The 16,176-nt window shown below is 70.0% G+C and carries 14 protein-coding genes and 2 pseudogenes; 8 read left to right on the forward strand and 8 right to left on the reverse strand.

The genetic code is table 11. From position 1 onward, the window contains the following. Positions 1–60: 60 nt before the first annotated feature. The 3 genes from SALPAC3_RS0121045 to SALPAC3_RS0121055 are packed head-to-tail and all read left to right on the forward strand — an operon-like array spanning position 61 to position 2,338. The gene (locus tag SALPAC3_RS0121045) at positions 61–450 is read left to right on the forward strand and encodes a GntR family transcriptional regulator (RefSeq protein WP_018223151.1); all 390 of its coding nucleotides are present in this window, start codon (positions 61–63) and stop codon (positions 448–450) included. Beyond that, entirely contained in the window at positions 447–1,334 is an 888-nt protein-coding gene (locus tag SALPAC3_RS0121050; protein WP_018223152.1) for an ABC transporter ATP-binding protein, read from the forward strand. The genes SALPAC3_RS0121045 and SALPAC3_RS0121050 overlap by 4 nt, the downstream gene beginning before the upstream one ends. Beyond that, positions 1,331–2,338 carry an ABC transporter permease subunit gene (locus SALPAC3_RS0121055; protein WP_018223153.1) on the forward strand — a complete coding sequence of 336 codons (1,008 nt, stop codon included), beginning with the start codon at positions 1,331–1,333 and terminating at the stop codon, positions 2,336–2,338. Before SALPAC3_RS0121050 ends, SALPAC3_RS0121055 begins: the two co-directional genes overlap by 4 nt. Before the next feature lie 94 nt (positions 2,339–2,432). On the opposite strand, the gene lipB is transcribed toward SALPAC3_RS0121055, so the two are convergent. From lipB to SALPAC3_RS26065, 4 genes and pseudogenes are all read right to left on the reverse strand, one after another. Further along, positions 2,433–3,074 (reverse strand): lipoyl(octanoyl) transferase LipB, encoded by a 642-nt coding sequence (lipB, locus tag SALPAC3_RS0121060; RefSeq protein ID WP_018223154.1) that lies wholly within the window; start codon positions 3,072–3,074, stop codon positions 2,433–2,435. A gap of 90 nt (positions 3,075–3,164) precedes the next feature. Then, the gene (locus SALPAC3_RS0121065) at positions 3,165–4,985 is read right to left on the reverse strand and encodes a DUF6311 domain-containing protein (protein WP_018223155.1); all 1,821 of its coding nucleotides are present in this window, start codon (positions 4,983–4,985) and stop codon (positions 3,165–3,167) included. A gap of 126 nt (positions 4,986–5,111) precedes the next feature. Beyond that, positions 5,112–6,023 (reverse strand): TIGR01777 family oxidoreductase, encoded by a 912-nt coding sequence (locus SALPAC3_RS0121070; protein WP_026185782.1) that lies wholly within the window; start codon positions 6,021–6,023, stop codon positions 5,112–5,114. Between the two features lie 45 nt (positions 6,024–6,068). After that, positions 6,069–6,811: pseudogene (locus tag SALPAC3_RS26065) on the reverse strand (aldo/keto reductase). Positions 6,812–7,078: 267 nt separating this feature from the next. On the opposite strand from SALPAC3_RS26065, the gene SALPAC3_RS0121080 reads away from it, so the two are divergent. Then, a complete protein-coding gene (locus tag SALPAC3_RS0121080) occupies positions 7,079–8,200 on the forward strand; it encodes a CapA family protein (protein ID WP_018223157.1) in 1,122 nt (373 codons plus the stop codon). A gap of 70 nt (positions 8,201–8,270) precedes the next feature. Then, positions 8,271–8,638 (forward strand): annotated as a pseudogene (locus SALPAC3_RS26070) (MerR family transcriptional regulator). On the opposite strand, the gene SALPAC3_RS0121090 reads toward SALPAC3_RS26070, so the two are convergent. Next, positions 8,635–10,824, reverse strand: a complete 2,190-nt coding sequence (locus SALPAC3_RS0121090) for an FUSC family protein (protein ID WP_018223159.1) — start codon at positions 10,822–10,824, stop codon at positions 8,635–8,637. The pseudogene SALPAC3_RS26070 and the gene SALPAC3_RS0121090 sit on opposite strands and share 4 nt — an antisense overlap. A gap of 21 nt (positions 10,825–10,845) precedes the next feature. Next, positions 10,846–11,094: a hypothetical protein gene (locus SALPAC3_RS26075; RefSeq protein ID WP_018223160.1), complete on the reverse strand. Its 249-nt coding sequence runs from the start codon at positions 11,092–11,094 to the stop codon at positions 10,846–10,848. 620 nt (positions 11,095–11,714) lie between these two features. On the opposite strand from SALPAC3_RS26075, the gene SALPAC3_RS0121100 reads away from it, so the two are divergent. Next, on the forward strand, positions 11,715–11,981 hold the full coding sequence (locus SALPAC3_RS0121100; protein ID WP_018223161.1) for a winged helix-turn-helix domain-containing protein: 267 nt from the start codon (positions 11,715–11,717) through the stop codon (positions 11,979–11,981). Positions 11,982–12,102: 121 nt separating this feature from the next. Next, positions 12,103–12,324, forward strand: a complete 222-nt coding sequence (locus tag SALPAC3_RS0121105; RefSeq protein WP_018223162.1) for a GntR family transcriptional regulator — start codon at positions 12,103–12,105, stop codon at positions 12,322–12,324. Between the two features lie 66 nt (positions 12,325–12,390). Here the strand turns inward: SALPAC3_RS0121105 and sucB are convergent, their stop codons facing one another. Beyond that, positions 12,391–14,208, reverse strand: a complete 1,818-nt coding sequence (gene sucB / locus SALPAC3_RS0121110; RefSeq protein ID WP_018223163.1) for a 2-oxoglutarate dehydrogenase, E2 component, dihydrolipoamide succinyltransferase — start codon at positions 14,206–14,208, stop codon at positions 12,391–12,393. A 66-nt stretch (positions 14,209–14,274) separates the two neighbouring features. Beyond that, positions 14,275–15,702 (reverse strand): dihydrolipoyl dehydrogenase, encoded by a 1,428-nt coding sequence (gene lpdA, locus SALPAC3_RS0121115; RefSeq protein WP_018223164.1) that lies wholly within the window; start codon positions 15,700–15,702, stop codon positions 14,275–14,277. 140 nt (positions 15,703–15,842) lie between these two features. Here lpdA and SALPAC3_RS0121120 point away from each other — a divergent pair, with 140 nt between their 5' ends. After that, positions 15,843–16,169, forward strand: coding sequence for a hypothetical protein (locus SALPAC3_RS0121120; RefSeq protein WP_018810838.1), 327 nt, complete (start codon positions 15,843–15,845; stop codon positions 16,167–16,169). Positions 16,170–16,176 lie beyond the last annotated feature (7 nt).

Below are 16,176 nucleotides of genomic sequence, written 5' to 3' on the forward strand. Positions count from 1 at the left end.
CTTGACGCGTGGCCAGAATAAGTTATTCTGCTAGAGAACTAGTAGAACGGGGGTGGACGGATGATCGATTTCTACTTGAACGCAAAGTCGGGGGTCGCGCCGTACATGCAGCTCATCCAGCAGGTGCGGCACGCGCTTCGGCTCGGCGTGCTCCATGAGGGCGACCGACTGCCCACTGTCCGGGAGGTGGTGGCCCAGCTCGCGATCAACCCGAACACGGTGTCGAAGGCGTACCGCGAGCTGGAGTACGAAGGTCTGGTCACGGCCCGGCAGGGGCGGGGCACCTTCATCGCGAAGACGCTCGACGGCCCGGCGGTCGCGGCACAGGAGCTGCTGCGGCAGAAGCTGGAACAGTGGCTGGTCGAGGCCCGCGAGGCGGGCCTCGACGACGAAGGCGTCGAGGCGCTGTTCCTGAGCACGTTCCGCGCCTTCGCGGAGGCGAGGGCATGACCAACGTGCTTCGGTCGGAAAATCTGACCAAACGGTACGGTCGCCGCACCGCGCTCTCCGGTTGCACGCTCGACGTGCCGGTGGGCCAGGTCGTCGGCCTGGTCGGCCCGAACGGTGCGGGTAAGTCGACCCTGCTGCAACTGGCCTGCGGACTGCTCGAACCGACCGCCGGAATGATCGAGGTGCTCGGGGAGCGCCCGGTCAGTGGCTCGGCTCGGGTCGGCTTCGTCGCCCAGGACGCCCCGGTCTACGCCGGACTGACTGTCGCCGAGCACCTACGGCTGGGCGCCCGCCTGAACCCGTCCTGGGACAGCGCGCTCGCCCAGCGGCGAATCGCCCAGGCCGGGCTCGATCCGAGTCAGAAGGCCGGCAAGCTCTCCGGCGGCCAGCGGGCCAATCTGGCGCTGACCGTCGCCGCCGCCAAACGGCCCGAGCTGCTGCTGCTCGACGAGCCGGTGGCGGCGCTCGACCCGCTCGCCCGCCGCCTGTTCCTGCAGGCACTGATGGAACTGGTGGCGGAGCAGGAGATGACCGTCATCATGTCCTCGCATCTGGTCTCCGACCTACAACGAATCTGTGACCACCTGATCGTGCTGGTCGGCTCCCAGGTGCGGCTGGCCGGCGACGTCGACGACCTGCTCGCCAGCCACCATCGCCTGATCGGCCCTCGGCGTGAGTCCGTGGACGTCGCATCGTACGGCTGGACTCTCATCGAGGACCGGCACACCGCCGCGCAGTCGACCCTGGTGGTACGCAGCACCGCCCCGATCGACGACCCGTCGTGGCAGGCCGACCAGCTCGATCTGGAGGACATCCTGCTCGCCTACCTGAGTGAGTCGGCCCCGGCGGCCGCGCCGGAACGAGTGCTGGAGGCACAGCGATGACCTGGTTGGCCTGGCGGCAGTTCCGGACCCAGGCCATCGTCGGCGCAGCCTGCCTGGCCGTGCTGTTCGGTGCTCTCCTTTTCACCTGGTGGCAGGTCCGCGGTCTGGCGGTGAGCACCGGATACACCGGCTGCACCGGCAACGACTGCCAGAAGGCGGCAGACTCCTTCCTGGACGAGATAGAGCAGAGCCTGGCCGGCCGGGTCCAGCTCGCCGGCGTCGGCGCGTCCTTCGGGCTGCCCGCCCTGGTCGGCGTGTTCTGGGGCGCCCCGACGGTGGCACGGGAACTCGAAACCGGAACGTACCGGATCGCCTGGAGCCAAACCGTCTCCCGACGCCGCTGGCTGCTCGTCAAGCTGTCGGTCGGTGGCCTGGCAGCCGCACTCGTCGCGGGTGCGCTCAGCCTCGCCCTGACCAGCTGGGCGCAACCCATCGACGACGCCCACGCCACCCTGGCCCACGCCAATCTGATCACCCCGTTGGTCTTTCCCACCCGCGGCGTGGTCCCGATCGGCTACGCCACCCTCGCCTTCGCGATCGGGGTGACCGCCGGACTGATGCTGCGCCAGACCCTGGCCGCGATGGCGGTGACCCTGGCACTCGTCGTGGCGACACAAATCGGCGCCGTCGAACTACGCCCGCTGATCGCCGACCCCGTGCATCGCGTCACCGCGCTGACCGCCGAGCGTGCCAACATGGTCGCGAGAATGAACGACGTGGTGACCAGGGTCGAGGGCTGGCCGAGCGAAACTGATTCGTGGGAGCTGTCGAACGCCATCGTGACCACGCCCGGCGGTCCGGAGTATCGCGGGCCGACCGACCAGGAAAAGTGCACACCGGATTGCCGGGAGTGGCTGGGCGCACAGGGGCTGCTGCAGGAGGAGCGCTACGTGCCGGCAAGGCGGTTCTGGCTGGTGCAGTGGCGGGAACTCGGGGTGTTGCTCGCTCTGACCGCCGCCCTGTCGCTCATTTCGCTCTGGTGGATCCGGCGTCGGCCAGCCTGAGCGACCCGGTGTGCGGCCCACCCAGCGGGCCGGTGTCGGCAATCGACGCCGGCCCGGGTCTGGCGGGCCTCGGCAGGGCCCGGGCCCTCGCGGCTCAGGGCTCGATGAGGGTGGGCAGGTGCCGCTCGACCACCGGAAGGGCGTCCGCCACGGTCACCGGTCGGCCCAACTCGGCGGCGAGCGAGGTCACCCCGGCGTCGCTGATGCCGCACGGCACGATCCGGTCGTAGTACGTCAGGTCGCAGTCACAGTTCAGCGAGAAGCCGTGCAGGGTGACGCCGCGGGCGACGCGGATGCCGATGGCGGCGACCTTGCGTGCGGGCCCGCGGTCGTCCGCCGGCACCCAGACCCCGCTGCGCCCCTCGATCCGGCCGGCCGTCAGCCCGAACTCGGCGCAGACGTCGATCAGCATCTGCTCCACCCGGCGCACGTACGCGACCACGTCGACCGGGTTGGGCAGGCGCAGGATCGGATAGCCGACGAGCTGACCCGGACCGTGCCAGGTGATTTTTCCCCCCCGGTCGACGTCGATGACCGGCGTGCCGTCGATCGGCCGGTCCCACGGCTCGGTGCGTTTGCCCGCGGTGTAGACGCTGGGGTGCTCCAACAGCAGCACGGCGTCGCCACGTTCGTCGGCGACCACCGAGTCGTGCAGCCGGCGCTGCTCCTCCCACGCGGCCTCGTAGCCGAGAGTGCCGGCGTGGACAATGGTCAGGTCCGGGGTAGTCGTGCTCACGACGACCAGCCTAGTCCCGTACCCGCCAGTCACTCCGGCTCGTGATCCGGCTCACCGGTGTGCCGGGGCACGGTGCGTCGTCCCCGGGGCTCATCCTGGCGGGATCCGCCAGAGCCAGACGTCCTCGACGCGCTCCGGCTCACCGAACAGCGCGGTGGCGGTCTGCAGGAGCGCCTCCTCGTCGACGGCCCACTTCGCCCCGTGTACCTGGTCCGGGAGTACCACCGCCTCGATCTGCCAATACCGCAGGTCGGCTTCGACATCCGCCCGGGTGCCCTCGGTGACGATCGGCACCACACCCAGGCGGGCGGCCTCGTCGAGGATGGCGCTCAGTGGCCGGGGCACCGGACCGATCCGGCCGCGCCCGTCCGGGCCGCCCGGGCCGAGGAAGAACCCGGCCGGGATCCGGAACTCGCCCTGCCGGTCGGCGAGAACGTGCGCCTGCCACCGCTGCCCGTCCGGGTACACGTCCACGGCCAGCGGGATCGGCGTGAGAACGCCGCCCGGTGAGACGTAGTCCCGCCAGGTGCCGGAGGTGAAGAAGCGTGGGATCGGCTCCCGCTCGATAGTGATCAGCGGGGACGGTGTCAGCGGAACCAGCGCCACGGCGAACGCCGCCAGCCAGGCGAGCCGGGCCGGCCGGGAGCGCGGTGGTTCGGCCCGGAGCGCATCCACGGTGTACGCGAGCAGCACCCCGATCACCGGCGCCACGACCAGCGCCAACCGGGCGGGCAGCGCGGCGTTCACCACCGGTAGGTGAGCCAGCAGGTCGAAGGGCATCGGCAGGTCGAAGCGGCGGCCGGCGAACGTGGCCTGCGGCCCGAATGACAGTACGGTGAAGACCACCGCCACCGCCCCGAGTGCCCAGAGTGTGGCCCGCTGGGGCGCCTGCTTGACGCGTCGCCACAGCAGCACGAAGGCGGCGATGGTGAGCAGCAGCAGCGGTAGCCCGAAGAACGAGTTCTCCTCGGTGGGGTTCGGGGCGAGACCGGTCCGGAGCCCGACCTCGCCGGCGATCGAGCGCCGAGGGTACGCGCCGTACGCGGCGATGTTCTCGGAGTGGATCACCGCGTCGAAGCCGGTGCCGTCGAAGCGTTGTGGGCCGGCGAAGTGCAGCCACAGCGGGTACGCCAGCAGCACCCCCGCCACCAGCGCGGTCACCGCGAGCCCGCCGAGGAAGCCCGGCAGCACCGCGCGGGCCTCGGCGCGGCTGGCCGGGTGCAGCGCCCAGACGACGACGAAGAGGCCGAGGGCGATCGCGGTGAAGAAGAGCCCCTCAGCGGCGATGGAGAACGCCACCGCGACCAGCACACCGAGGATGACGCCGTCACGGATCCGGTGGCCGCTGCGACGTAGCGCGAAGACGCGCCAGATCAGCAGCGGGACCAGCCAGCCGGCGGTCCAGTTCAGGTGGGCGTTGGCGTGCGAGACCATGCCGGGGGAGAAGCCGATGAAGAGGCCACCGAGCCCGGCGGCGAGCGGGCTGCGGGCGAACTGGCGGTTGAATAGCCAGTACCAGGCGATCGCGGTGGCGGCGAGGTTGAGCGTGAGGATCACCAGGAAGGTGGCCGGCGGCCCGATCAGGTACGTCAGGGGCGCGAAGAGCGCCGCGTACACGGTGATCGACGTGTTGACCGCGAGGTTGACCCCGTCGGGCACGTTGATCATGTGGGTGAAGAGCGGGTTCTGCCCGTGGGTGAGGGAGTGCCCGCCGAAGGCCAACAGCCATTCGAACAGCGCCTGGTCGCTGGAGTTGACCATGATTGTGCGACCGTTTGGGTCCCGCCAGAGCCCGCTGGTCACCCAGACTGCGAGGGCGAGCGCGATGAGCGTCACGAGCAGATCTGCCCGGCGGCTACGGCGCACGCGGGCGGGCGGGGTCGGCGTGGACACGGACGGCGAGGTCGGCACGGAGCGGACGTTACCAACCGGAGCTGGACGCGCCGGTCAGACCTGCGCGGAAGAGTTCGTTAAAGCCGGTCGCTGTCGCTGTCGCTGTCGCTGTCGCTGTCGCCGCGCCCGGCACCGGCTCACTGTTCATCGGTCCGGTTCCGCCGCGAGCGCGGCGTGCAGGGCGCTGGCCAGATCCGGATGACGGTAAGTGAACCCCGCTCGGGTCAGCGCCCCCGGCAGGACCCGAGCGCTGGTCAGCGCCTCCTGTGCGAAGCCCCCGAGAGCCACCCTGAGCGCCAGCGCCGGGATCGGGATGATCGCCGGACGGTGCAGCTGCCGGGCCAGTTCCCGGGTGAACTCGGCGTTGGTCACCGGTGCTGGCCCGACCGCGTTGACCGGGCCGGTGAGGTCGGCGCGGTCAATGGCGAGGGCGGCGGCGTCCAGCCAGTCCACCATCGCGATCCACGGCAGCCACTGCCGGCCGCTGCCCAACCGGCCCGCGATACCGAGCCGGAACGGTAGCAACTGCGGCTTGAGTAGCCCGCCCTCGCGGTGCAGCGGCAACCCGGTCCGCAGCCGGACCACGCGTACCCCGGCGTCCTCGGCCGGCCGGGTCGCGGCCTCCCAGCCCCGGCAGACATCGGCCAGGAAGCCCTTGCCGGGCCCCGCCTCCTCGTCGACGGCCCGGTCACCGGTGTTGCCGTACCACCCCACGGCCGACGAGTTGACCAGTACCTTCGGACGGTCGGCGGCCGGCAGCCCGGCGATCGTGATCGCCAGTGTGGTGGTGGTGTCCACCCGACTGGAGCGGATGACCCGCCGGTACGCGTCGTTCCACCGGCGGTCACCGACCCCCGCACCGGCCAGGTTGACCACGGCGTCAGCCTCCGCCACCACCGCCGGGTCGAGCTGGGCCGCGGTCGGGTTCCACTGCCGTTCGTCGGCGCCGTGCGGCGGCCGACGGACCAGCCGGGTCACATGGTGCCCGTCCGCGCTGAGTCGGTCGGCAAGTCGGGTGCCGAGGAAGCCGGACGCGCCGGCCATCAGAATCCGCATGCCTATATTCTCGGACACGGGTGACCAATAGATGCGTTGAGTTGGTCACCCGACCGTTTCGACTGGGGTTTGCCGAAGACCCGCCAGCAGACGCTCGACTTCGGCGTACGCGTCCGCCGGGAGCGGACCACGGGCGAGGGTGCCGATATTCTCCGCTGCCTGGGCGACGGTGCGGCAGCCTGGGATCGGTACGGTCCGTGGGCTGCGGGCCAGCAGCCAGCCCAGCGCGCCCTGCGCCAGGGTGCGACCGTCGGCGGTGAGCGCCGCCCGGATCCGCGTCACCCGCTGGGCCCACTTTGGGGTGGGGCGGCCGTCGGTGAACCAGACCAGCCACGGCGCAGCCTCGCCGCGAATATCGTCGGAGCCGACCGCCCGGGTCGCGCCGGTGAGCAGACCCATCGCCAGTGGACCCTTGTTGATGCTCGCCAGGTCGTAGGTGTCGCAGACGGCGAGCATCGCGGCGTTGTCCCTCAACACCGACTGGTCGTGTTGAACGGTGGCACAGTGCGCTCCGGCCGCCGCGACCGCCGCCGCCGATCGCGGATGGTCGGTGCTCCAGCCGTACGCTCGGATTTTGCCCTCGCTCACCAGGTCCTCCAGCGTGTCGATCAGGTCGAGCGCGGCGGACGTCGAGAGGTCGTTGAGGTGTAACTGGTAGAGGTCGACGTGGTCGGTGCCGAGGCGGCGTAGCCCACCGTCGCCCAGAGCGGCCCGCCGATCGCCCAGCAGTCCATTCCGATCGCGTTGACCTCGATTCCGCTGTGGCCCAGTGTCCGTGTCGTCGTCATGCGGGCCAGCCTGGGACCTGGAGTGCACTCCAGGTCAAGTACTTCGAGGGTGCCGCCGATGCCAGGGGTGATGGGTGGTCCTGGAGGGGACCACACTCGTGTTGTGCCGCAGGGACTGACACCTTCGTGAACTCCGAAATCGGCTGGTGGGAGGTCCTCGCGAATGGTGGTGGTTACTGCGGCATACATCGACCGCACTTTGGAACAATTTTCTGGCTAATCACCAAACGGACTAAGCTTCTACCGAACGGGTGTTAGCGTCCATCCATGGGCGAAAAAGGTCGGGGGATTGTCGTCGCCGCCACCGGTGACCTGCTCATCGTGCGCGACCGCCCAAACGATATGTTTCAGCACGTACGGGACCAGTTGACGGAGGCTGACATCACCTTCGGCCAGTTGGAGACGCCGTACTCCGACCAGGGGTCCCGGAGCTCATGCGGGGCGCGCGGCGCGGTCCCGAACGATCCGGCGAACTACGCGGCGATCCCGCACGCGGGTTTCAATGTCATCTCGATGGCGAGCAACCACGCCGGCGACTGGGGGGCCGAAGCGCTGCTCGACTGCATCGAGCGGTGCCGCTGCGACGGGATCACCGTGGTGGGTGCGGGTGCGAACATTGACCAGGCACGCCGGCCCGGGGTCATCGAACGCGACGGTACCCGGGTCGGATTCTTGGCCTACTGTTCGGTCGCGCCGGAGGGTTACTATGCCGGGCCGGGTCAGCATGGTGTGGCACCGATGCGGGCGAGAACGTTCTATGAACCGTTTCAGTTCGACCAGCCCGGTGCTCCACCCTCGGTCAGATCCCTGCCGGACGACTCCGATCTGGCGGCGCTCGTCGCGGACATCGGCGAGTTGCGCGACCAGGTGGACGTGTTGATCGTGTCACTTCACTGGGGCCTGCTCTTTCAGCGCTCACGGCTCGCGGAGTACCAGCCGGTGGTGGCGCATGCGGCGATCGACGCCGGTGCCGATGTGGTGATCGGGCACCACCCGCATATCCTGAAGCCGGTCGAGGTCTACCGAGGCAAGGTCATCTTCTACAGCTTGGGTGACTTCGCCCTCGAGATCAACGAGCGCTGGTGGCAGTCGTTCAGCCGGGAGTGGTTCGAGAAAGCGGTGCGGTTCTATCAGGCACTCGCCCCCGGCCAGGATCTGCACGAGGAGGGCCGAAAATCGATGATCGTCCGGCTGCACATCGTCGACGGTCAAATCGACCGGGTTGGCTTCGTGCCCGTAGTGATCAATGAGGCGCGCGAGCCGGTGCCGTACCGGGCGGACACCGCGGACGGGCGCGCGGTTCGTACCTACCTGGCGCAGATCACCGCTGAGGCGGAAATCGACACCACCTTCGACGTGGTCGGCGAGGAGGTTCTGGTCCGCGTTTGATCATTGTTGGCGAGGGGCAGGTCACGGTAGTTGACCTCCCCGCCACCCACCGCTCCTCTAGGCTGCCGACCTGCCCGGGTACGCACCGTCGGAGGCCGCGCGGCGCAGCGGCTTCAGCCGCGACACGCTTCGGTACTACGAGAAGATTGGCCTGCTTAGCGAGGTCGGCCGCACCTCCGGTGGGCGGCGCGTCTTCACTGACGACGACTGGACTGGCTGATGTTGTTCCGCTGCCTGCGCGACACCGGCATGCCGATCACCGAGATGTGCCGGTACGCCGACTTGGTCAGGGAGGGCGACCACACCGTGGGGGAGCGTCAGGCGTTGCTGGAACGGCACGCTGGGCGGGTCCAGGAGCGAATGCACCTGCTCGAACGTCAGTACGTTCATTTGCTGGCGAAGATTCGCGCCTACGACAGCCATGGGCGTCCGCGCTAGCTGCCCGACGGGTTCGACGGTTCGGGTCGACCCTTCCCCTGGCCCGGCTGGGCGGGGGTGGGAATTCGGTTGAGGTTTCGACCGAGGTCGGCCAGCCAGTGGTCGACCTCGATCAGGTGCAGGACGTCGCCCTCTCGATTGTCACCCTGAATGATCTCGCGGACCTGGTCGGCGACACCCGTCGTTGGTTGCGTGACGGGAGTCGCACCGTGCAGGCGACCCCGCGCCATGCGGCTGGCCAGGTCGGCGTAGTCGGACCGCAGCCGTTGAGCCCGGCGTACGAGCTGGCCGGTGGGCCCGGGCCACCGGTGCGCCAGCGTCCCAGCCTGGTCACCGGTACCGAGTCGCTCCGCACCGCGCACAATGCGATGCCCCGCGGCCAGGGCCGCCTCCCAGTCCACATCGGTGGGGCGCGGAGCGGTGTGCTCCAGGTGATACTGGCAGAACGATGCGTCGGTGAGGATCTGCGCTCGGTGCGCGGCCGCAAGCGCCTGCTGGCCCCGGGCTCGTCCCGCTACCTTCAGAACCGTCTCCTCGATCGCCTCGGCGCCCGCGTCGAGATAGGCCGACGTGTACCGGCGGAGCTCACCACCGCCACCCTTCGGCCACATGAGCACGCCGGCGACGACGCCGATCGCCGCGCCGATCAGGACGTCCAGCAGGCGGACACCGGCCAGATGCCAGTCGGTCGGGGTGAGCTGAGCGAAGGCGGCGATCAGCACCAGCGTGAGAAACGCCTGCGCCCAGGCGAGCCCGAGTAGTGGGCCCACCCCCAGGGTCAGCCCCAGCGCCAGGGGCAGGATCACCACGTACGTCTCCTGCCCGGGAGCGGCCAGCAGCAGCAGTGCCCCGGCAGCGGCGCCGACGAGGGTGCCCGCCATGGCCCGGCGGAACGTGGTCCACGTCTCCGCCGCGGAGGTCCGGAGGAGGCTGAGGGTGGCCAGGAGCACCCAGAAGCCGTGCTCCAGATCCAGCGCACCGGCGACGAACCGGGCGGCGGCCAGAGCGACGGCGAGTCGCAGGGCCCGCTGGAAGAACACGGAACGTGGGGTGAGGTGTATCCGCAGCCGTTGCCAGTACAGCGACGGGGTGCTCCGCCGGAGATACCAGAAGCTGTGCGGTCCGCCCGGTTGGTGGGGGGTGTTGCCAGGGTGGCCTCCGGCGATTCGGACGGCTGTCGCGACGAAATCCGTGTGCCGGGCCAGCGACCGGACGATCACGGCCACGCGGAGCTTCTCAGTAGTGGCTGATCGTCCGCCGTCCGGCTGCTGGTGCTCGCTGGAAACGGCCCGGTCGGGGGACGCCCGCTCCGTTCCCAACAGCGCGTCGCCGGAGTGGCGCAGGGACGCCGCGCAGCGCCGTAGTGACCTCGCCGCGCCCACGTCGGTGGTCGTGGGGTGGGCCTGCAGGAGCCAGTCGGCGTGCCGGAATGTCTGATGTAGGTCGGTAGCCGCGTCCCGCAGCGCGTGGTCTCGCCGGCTCGCCGACGATGCCCGCTCGGACGGCGGCAGCCGCCACATCTGGGTCTGCGTGACCGCGTCGGCCGCCGTGGCCCGGCGCCGTCGGGCCGCTTCGCCCGCGGCCGGCTGCCCATCCAGCAGGTCCGCGAGCGCGGCGACGAACGAGGCGATACTCCGCGCGGCCCAGCCCAGGCGCTGCGCGCTGGTTGCCGGCGCCGGCCCGGGCCAGAGCCACACCTCCGCTGCCGCGATCAGTACGACGGCGAGCGTCACGCCGGCCAGCCGTTCCGGCAGGGTGTCGGGCTGGTACGGGGGAAAGCTGGCCAGGATGTAGGAGATCTGAAACGCGCCGACGAGGCCGATCAGGCGAGGTCCGCCGACACCGGCGAACGCCACGGCGAACCCGATCACGAGCATGCCGATCGTGGCGGCCCAGGTGCTCACCGCCAGCACGGTCCCGACGGCGATCAGGACCCAGATGACCGGCAGGGCGGCGAGCAGCGTCCGGGCCCGGTGCGCCGGCCCGCCCGGCAGCTGGGCGAAGATGCCGGCGGCGATGGTGCCGAAGAGCGCGTATGTGGCCATGATCGTGCTGTTCAGGCCGTACCGGAAGCCGTAGAAGAGGAGGCACGCGACGAGGGTCACCCGGGCCGCATGGCGGATGGCGCAGTAGTCCGGATCCCGTTGCCGAAGCCACTCCAGGGCACGGACGTGTCGCGACCACACCTGCGTAGCGTATCGAAACGACTACTCGCTCCGGACCTCGTTGACGACGTGTTCGGCGCGGCACCCACCGCCGTTCGTCAGGTTCGCCGGTGGGTAGGGGCCGGACGTCCGGCTTCGGTGCCAGCCGAGGAACCGGTCGAAGAGCTGACCCGCGTCCGGCATCTCCCGCGGGTTGAGCGCGTGCAGTTGTTCGGTCGCCTCGTACAGCAGCCCGCCGAGGTAGATGATCAACGCAATCTGATCGTGGGCGTACTCCCGCAGCAGCGTCAAACGTGCGGAGCCGCACGGCCACGATGCGCCGCATCGTCGACACAGCCAGACCGGCCGCAGGGGCGTGTGCGGACGTTTCGTCACTAGTGCCCACCGTTCGCCCGCCAGGCCTGCGCGAAGGTCAACCGCCCGGCCCGCCCCACCTGTGGGTTGGCCTGGGTCGGCTCGTCGTGCCAACGGGTGTTTCGCGGCCTCGGCCTCGGAGTCGGCGGCTCGGTCGGGATGGGCGTGTGCCGGTCCGGGCAGGCGGTCCAGCGTAGGCTGCACGAGCACCAGCGCCGTAGCCCCGCCAGGTCCGCCGGTGGCGGGGAGCGAGTGGCACCGGCGGGTCGGGTCGCCACCACCGGGGGAGTACGCGCGGTGTGTTTCGCCTCGGCGAGTTGCGCTCCGCGCCGGTCGGTCGAGGTACGGCTCGTGGCATGGCGTCTCCTCTCGGGTCGCGGCACCGGAGGACCGGCGCGCGGAGGGCCCGGGCCAGGACGGTTGACGCCCGGAACTGTCCCCGGGGGTCTGAGGTCCTTCTCTGCGTTGGAGGCTCGGGCAGGGCGTGGCACCCGACCGCTATATAAAGCAAGGCATCGGTGGGCATTGGTTGCGATCACAAGTAGTCGCGTGATCAAATGGCGGTGCAGACCAGGGAGATTAAGATGCCCGCCAAACCCAAGTGGGCGAAGCTCGTTGACCACATCCGTGAGCAGGTTGCGTCCGGTGAGCTCGCTCCGGGAGACAAACTCCCATCAACACGGCAGCTCTGCGAGGAGCATGGCGTCTCCGCCATCGTCGTGCGTCAGGCCATCTTCGCGTTGCGTACCGAAGGCTTGGTAGAAGGCGTGCAGGGAGTCGGCGTGTTCGTCGCAGAACCGCCGGAGGGTGACAGCAGCGGCTAGCGCCGCTCGTGACCTGTCCATTGCTGCACCTGCACCCGGTCGCGTAACGGGGCGGACCGTGCGTCCTGCGTTTCGCGGGCACCAAGTTTGTTCATGGTCGAATGGCGGTGCAGACCTGGGAGTGTGGATGCCCGCCAAAGCGAAGTGGGTGCTCCTCGCGGACCATATCCGTGCGCGGATCGAGTCCGGGGAGTGGGCGCCGGGGGAGAAGTTGCCGTCAACGGCGCAGCTCAAGCAGGAGCACGGCGTGTCGCAGACGGTCGTGCGCCAGGCGATCCTGGTCCTTCAGACGCAAGGGTTCGTCGAGGGAGTCCACGGCGTCGGTGTCTTCGTCGCCGAGTAGCCGGACCCGTGAGACGACGGTGGGCTGCCCGGATCACCGGGCAGCCCACCGTCGTCGGGTCGGGTGTTACCGGCCCAGTTCGGCCTCGAAGTTGCCGGCCTCCAGCCGCTCCTTGACCGCGCCAAGGAAACGGGCCGCGTCGGCGCCGTCGATCAGCCGGTGGTCGTACGACAGGGCCAGGTAGATCATCGACCGGACGGCCACGACCTCGCCCAGTTCCGGGTCGTTGACCACGACCGGACGCTTGACCACGGCACCCGTGCCGAGCATCGCCGACTGCGGCGACGGCACGATCGGGGTGTCGAAGAGGGCACCCCGGCTGCCGGTGTTGGTCAGCGTGAAGGTCGCGCCAGCGAGCTCATCCGGGCTGATCTTGCTGGTCCGGGTGCGCTCGGCCAGGTCGGCGACCCGCTTGGCGATACCGCCCAGGTTGAGGTCGCCGGCGTTGTGGATGACCGGCACCATCAGGCCCCGCTCGGTGTCCACGGCGACGCCGAGGTGCTCCGCCTCCGGGTAGGTGATCGTCCCGGCCCCCAGGTCCATCTGGGCGTTGACGATCGGGAACGCCTGCAACGCCTCGACGGCCGCCAGGGCGAAGAAGGGCAGGAAGGAGAGCTTTACGCCGTGTCGCTGCTGGAAGGCGTCCTTCGCCTGCGCCCGCAGCTTGGCGATCCGGGTGACGTCGACCTCGACCACGGTGGTGAGCTGCGCCATCTCGTGCAGCGACTCGTGCATCCGCTTCGCGATGGTCGTACGGATCCGCGGCAGCTTCTCGGTGCTACCCCGCTTGCTGCTGGGCGTGGGCCGGGCCGCTGGCTTCGCCGCGGGGGCGGCGGGCTGCGCCGCCGGGGCCGGAGCCGCCTTGGCGGCGCGGGCCTGCTCGGCCGCGTCGAGCACGTCCTGCTTGCGGATCCGGCCACCCACGCCGGTGCCGTTGACCGTGGCGAGGTCAACCCCGTGCTCGCCGGCGAGCTTGCGGACCAGCGGGGTGACGTAGCCGGCGTTCTCCGTGCCACCGGTCGTCGCCGGCCGGGGGGCGGGCGCGGACGGGGCGGAGGCCTGCTCCGCCTTCGCCGGATCGGGGGCGCTCTCGGCTTCGGCCGCCGGCTCGTTGTAGGAGGCGCCCGGGGTCGGCTCGGTGACCTCCGGCTCCGGCTTCGGCTCCGGCTTCGGCTTGGGTTCCGGCTTCGCCTCGGGCTTGGGTTCCGGCTTCGCCTCGGGCTTGGGCGCCGGCTTGGGCTCGGGCTTCGCCGCCGCACCGGCCGTGCCGACGATCGCCAGCGTCGCGCCGACATCGGCGGTCTCGTCCTCCGCCACGGTGATCTCCAGGACGGTCCCGGCGACCGGCGAGGGGATCTCGGTGTCCACCTTGTCGGTCGACACCTCGAGCAGCGGCTCGTCAACCTCGACGGTGTCGCCGACCTGCTTGAGCCAGCGGGTGACGGTGCCCTCGGTGACACTCTCGCCGAGGGCCGGCATCGTCACCGGGCTGCCGTCGCCCGACGAGCTGCCCTCGTCGGAGGGCGCGGGAGCCGGCTGCTCCTGCTCCGGCTCCGGGCCGGTGCCCTCGGCGGCGGCGGTCGGCTCGGGCGCCGACTGCCGCGGCTCGGCCTCGCCGCCGCCCGCCGCCCCGCTGCCGCCCGACGCCTCATCGCCGATCGTCGCCAGCTCGCTGCCGACCTCGGCGGTCTCGTCCTCGCCGACCACGATGCGGGTCAGCACACCGGCCGCGGGGGACGGGATCTCGGTGTCCACCTTGTCGGTCGACACCTCGAGCAGCGGCTCGTCAACCTCGACGGTGTCGCCCTCCTGCTTGAGCCAGCGCGTGACGGTGCCCTCGGTGACGCTCTCACCGAGCCGGGGCATGGTGACCGATACCGGCATTTTCTCCAGACTCCTTCATTCCCCTGATGGGATCGTCGCCCGTCGCCGGACGCCGTGGTTGTCGTGTCAGGCGTGCGCGTGCAGCGGCTTGCCGGCGAGGGCCAGGTGTGCCTCACCCAGCGCCTCACTCTGGGTCGGGTGGGCGTGCACGAGCTGTGCCACCTCGGCGGGGTACGCCTCCCAGTTATAGATGAGCTGGGCCTCACCGATCAGCTCACCGACCCGAGCACCCACCATGTGCAAGCCGACGACCGGGCCGTCCTCGACCCGGACCAGCTTGACGAAGCCGGACGTCTTGAGGATCTGGCTCTTGCCGTTGCCGCCCAGGTTGTAGTTGTAGGTCTTGATCTTGTCGGTGCCGTACTGCTCCTTGGCCTTCGCCTCGGTCAGGCCGACCGACGCCAGCTCGGGGTCAGAGTAGGTGACCCGAGGAATGCCGGCCTCGTCGATGACGGCCGGATTCTCTCCGGCGATCTCCTCGGCGACGAAGATGCCCTGCTGGAAGCCGCGGTGTGCCAGCTGGAGGCCGGGCACGATGTCGCCGACCGCGTAGACGTTCGGCACGCTCGTGCGCTGCCGCTCGTCGGTCAGCACGTAGCCCCGGTCCATCCGGACGCCCTGCTCCTCGTAGCCGAGGCCGGCGGTGTTCGGTCCCCGACCGACGGCGACCAGCAGCAGCTCGGCCTCAACGGTCTCGCCGCCGGCGATGGTCACGCGAACGCCGCTGTCGGTCTTCTCGACCTTCTCGAACGGCTTGCCGACCCTAAAGTTGATCTTCCGCTTCCGGAAGGCCCGCTCCAGCGCCTTCGATGACTCCGCGTCCTCGGCGGCGACCAGCCGGGGCAGCGCCTCAATGATCGTGACGTCCACCCCGAAGGACTTCCACACGCTGGCGAACTCCACCCCGATGACGCCGCCACCGAGCACGATCACCGACGCGGGGACCCGGTCCATCACCAGCGCGTGGTCGCTCGTGATGATCCGCTCGCCGTCGACCTCCAGGCCGGGCAGGCTCTTCGCGTACGAACCGGAGGCCAGAATGATGTTACGGCCGGTGTACCGCTTCCCGTCGACCTCGACGGTGTTCGGCGCGACCAGCCGGCCAGCGCCGGCCACGATGGTGATGTTCTTCGCGCCGCGCAGCATGCCCTGCAGGCCCTTGTACAGCCGAGCGACCACCCCGTCCTTGTACGAGTTGACCGCCGCCATGTCGATGCCGACCAGCTCGGCCTTGACACCGAACTGCTCCGACTCGCGGGTCTGGTCGGCGATCTCGGCGGCGTGCAGCAACGCCTTGGTCGGGATGCAGCCGTTGTGCAGGCAGGTGCCGCCGAGCTTGCCCTTCTCGACCAACGCAACGGAGAGGCCCAGCTCAGCGGCGCGCAGCGCCGCCGCGTAGCCACCGCTGCCACCTCCGAGGATGACGATGTCGAAGGTCTCGTTCGGCTCGCTCACGTCCAACTCCCAGGTCGCCTGGCTGCATCGGGGGGTCACGGTGGGGTAATGCGGACACACCCCACCTCGGTCATCTTGTCACCACCACGCCCGGCACGGGTAACGAGGTGCCCAACGACACGTCCGAGACACGTACCCTTGGCATCAGCTTCGATGGTGCGGGTGTGGGGAGACGGCCGGTGGGACTGTTCCGACGGAAGAAGGCGCGTCCGGTCAGTCAGGATCGCGGGGCGGACCGGGGCGATCTGGGCCACCTGGAGAATTTCGTGCGGACCCGGCGGGGAGTCGAGGCGTACATCGAGCCCCGGACGACCATGACCGAGACCACGGTCATGCTGATCGCCGACGACGGCGAGTGGACCCGCCGCCGGATCGACGGCCCGGACGGCGCCCGGCGCTTCGCCCACCGGCTGGGCATTCCGGTCTACGACGTGAGCCTGATGGGCTACCCGCAGCGGATGCGGGACTACAACGAACGCCGTAAGCGTCGCCCCGAGTTGTTCTGAAACCGGC

Source organism: Salinispora pacifica DSM 45544, assembly GCF_000378845.1.
Taxonomy (GTDB): domain Bacteria; phylum Actinomycetota; class Actinomycetes; order Mycobacteriales; family Micromonosporaceae; genus Micromonospora; species Micromonospora pacifica.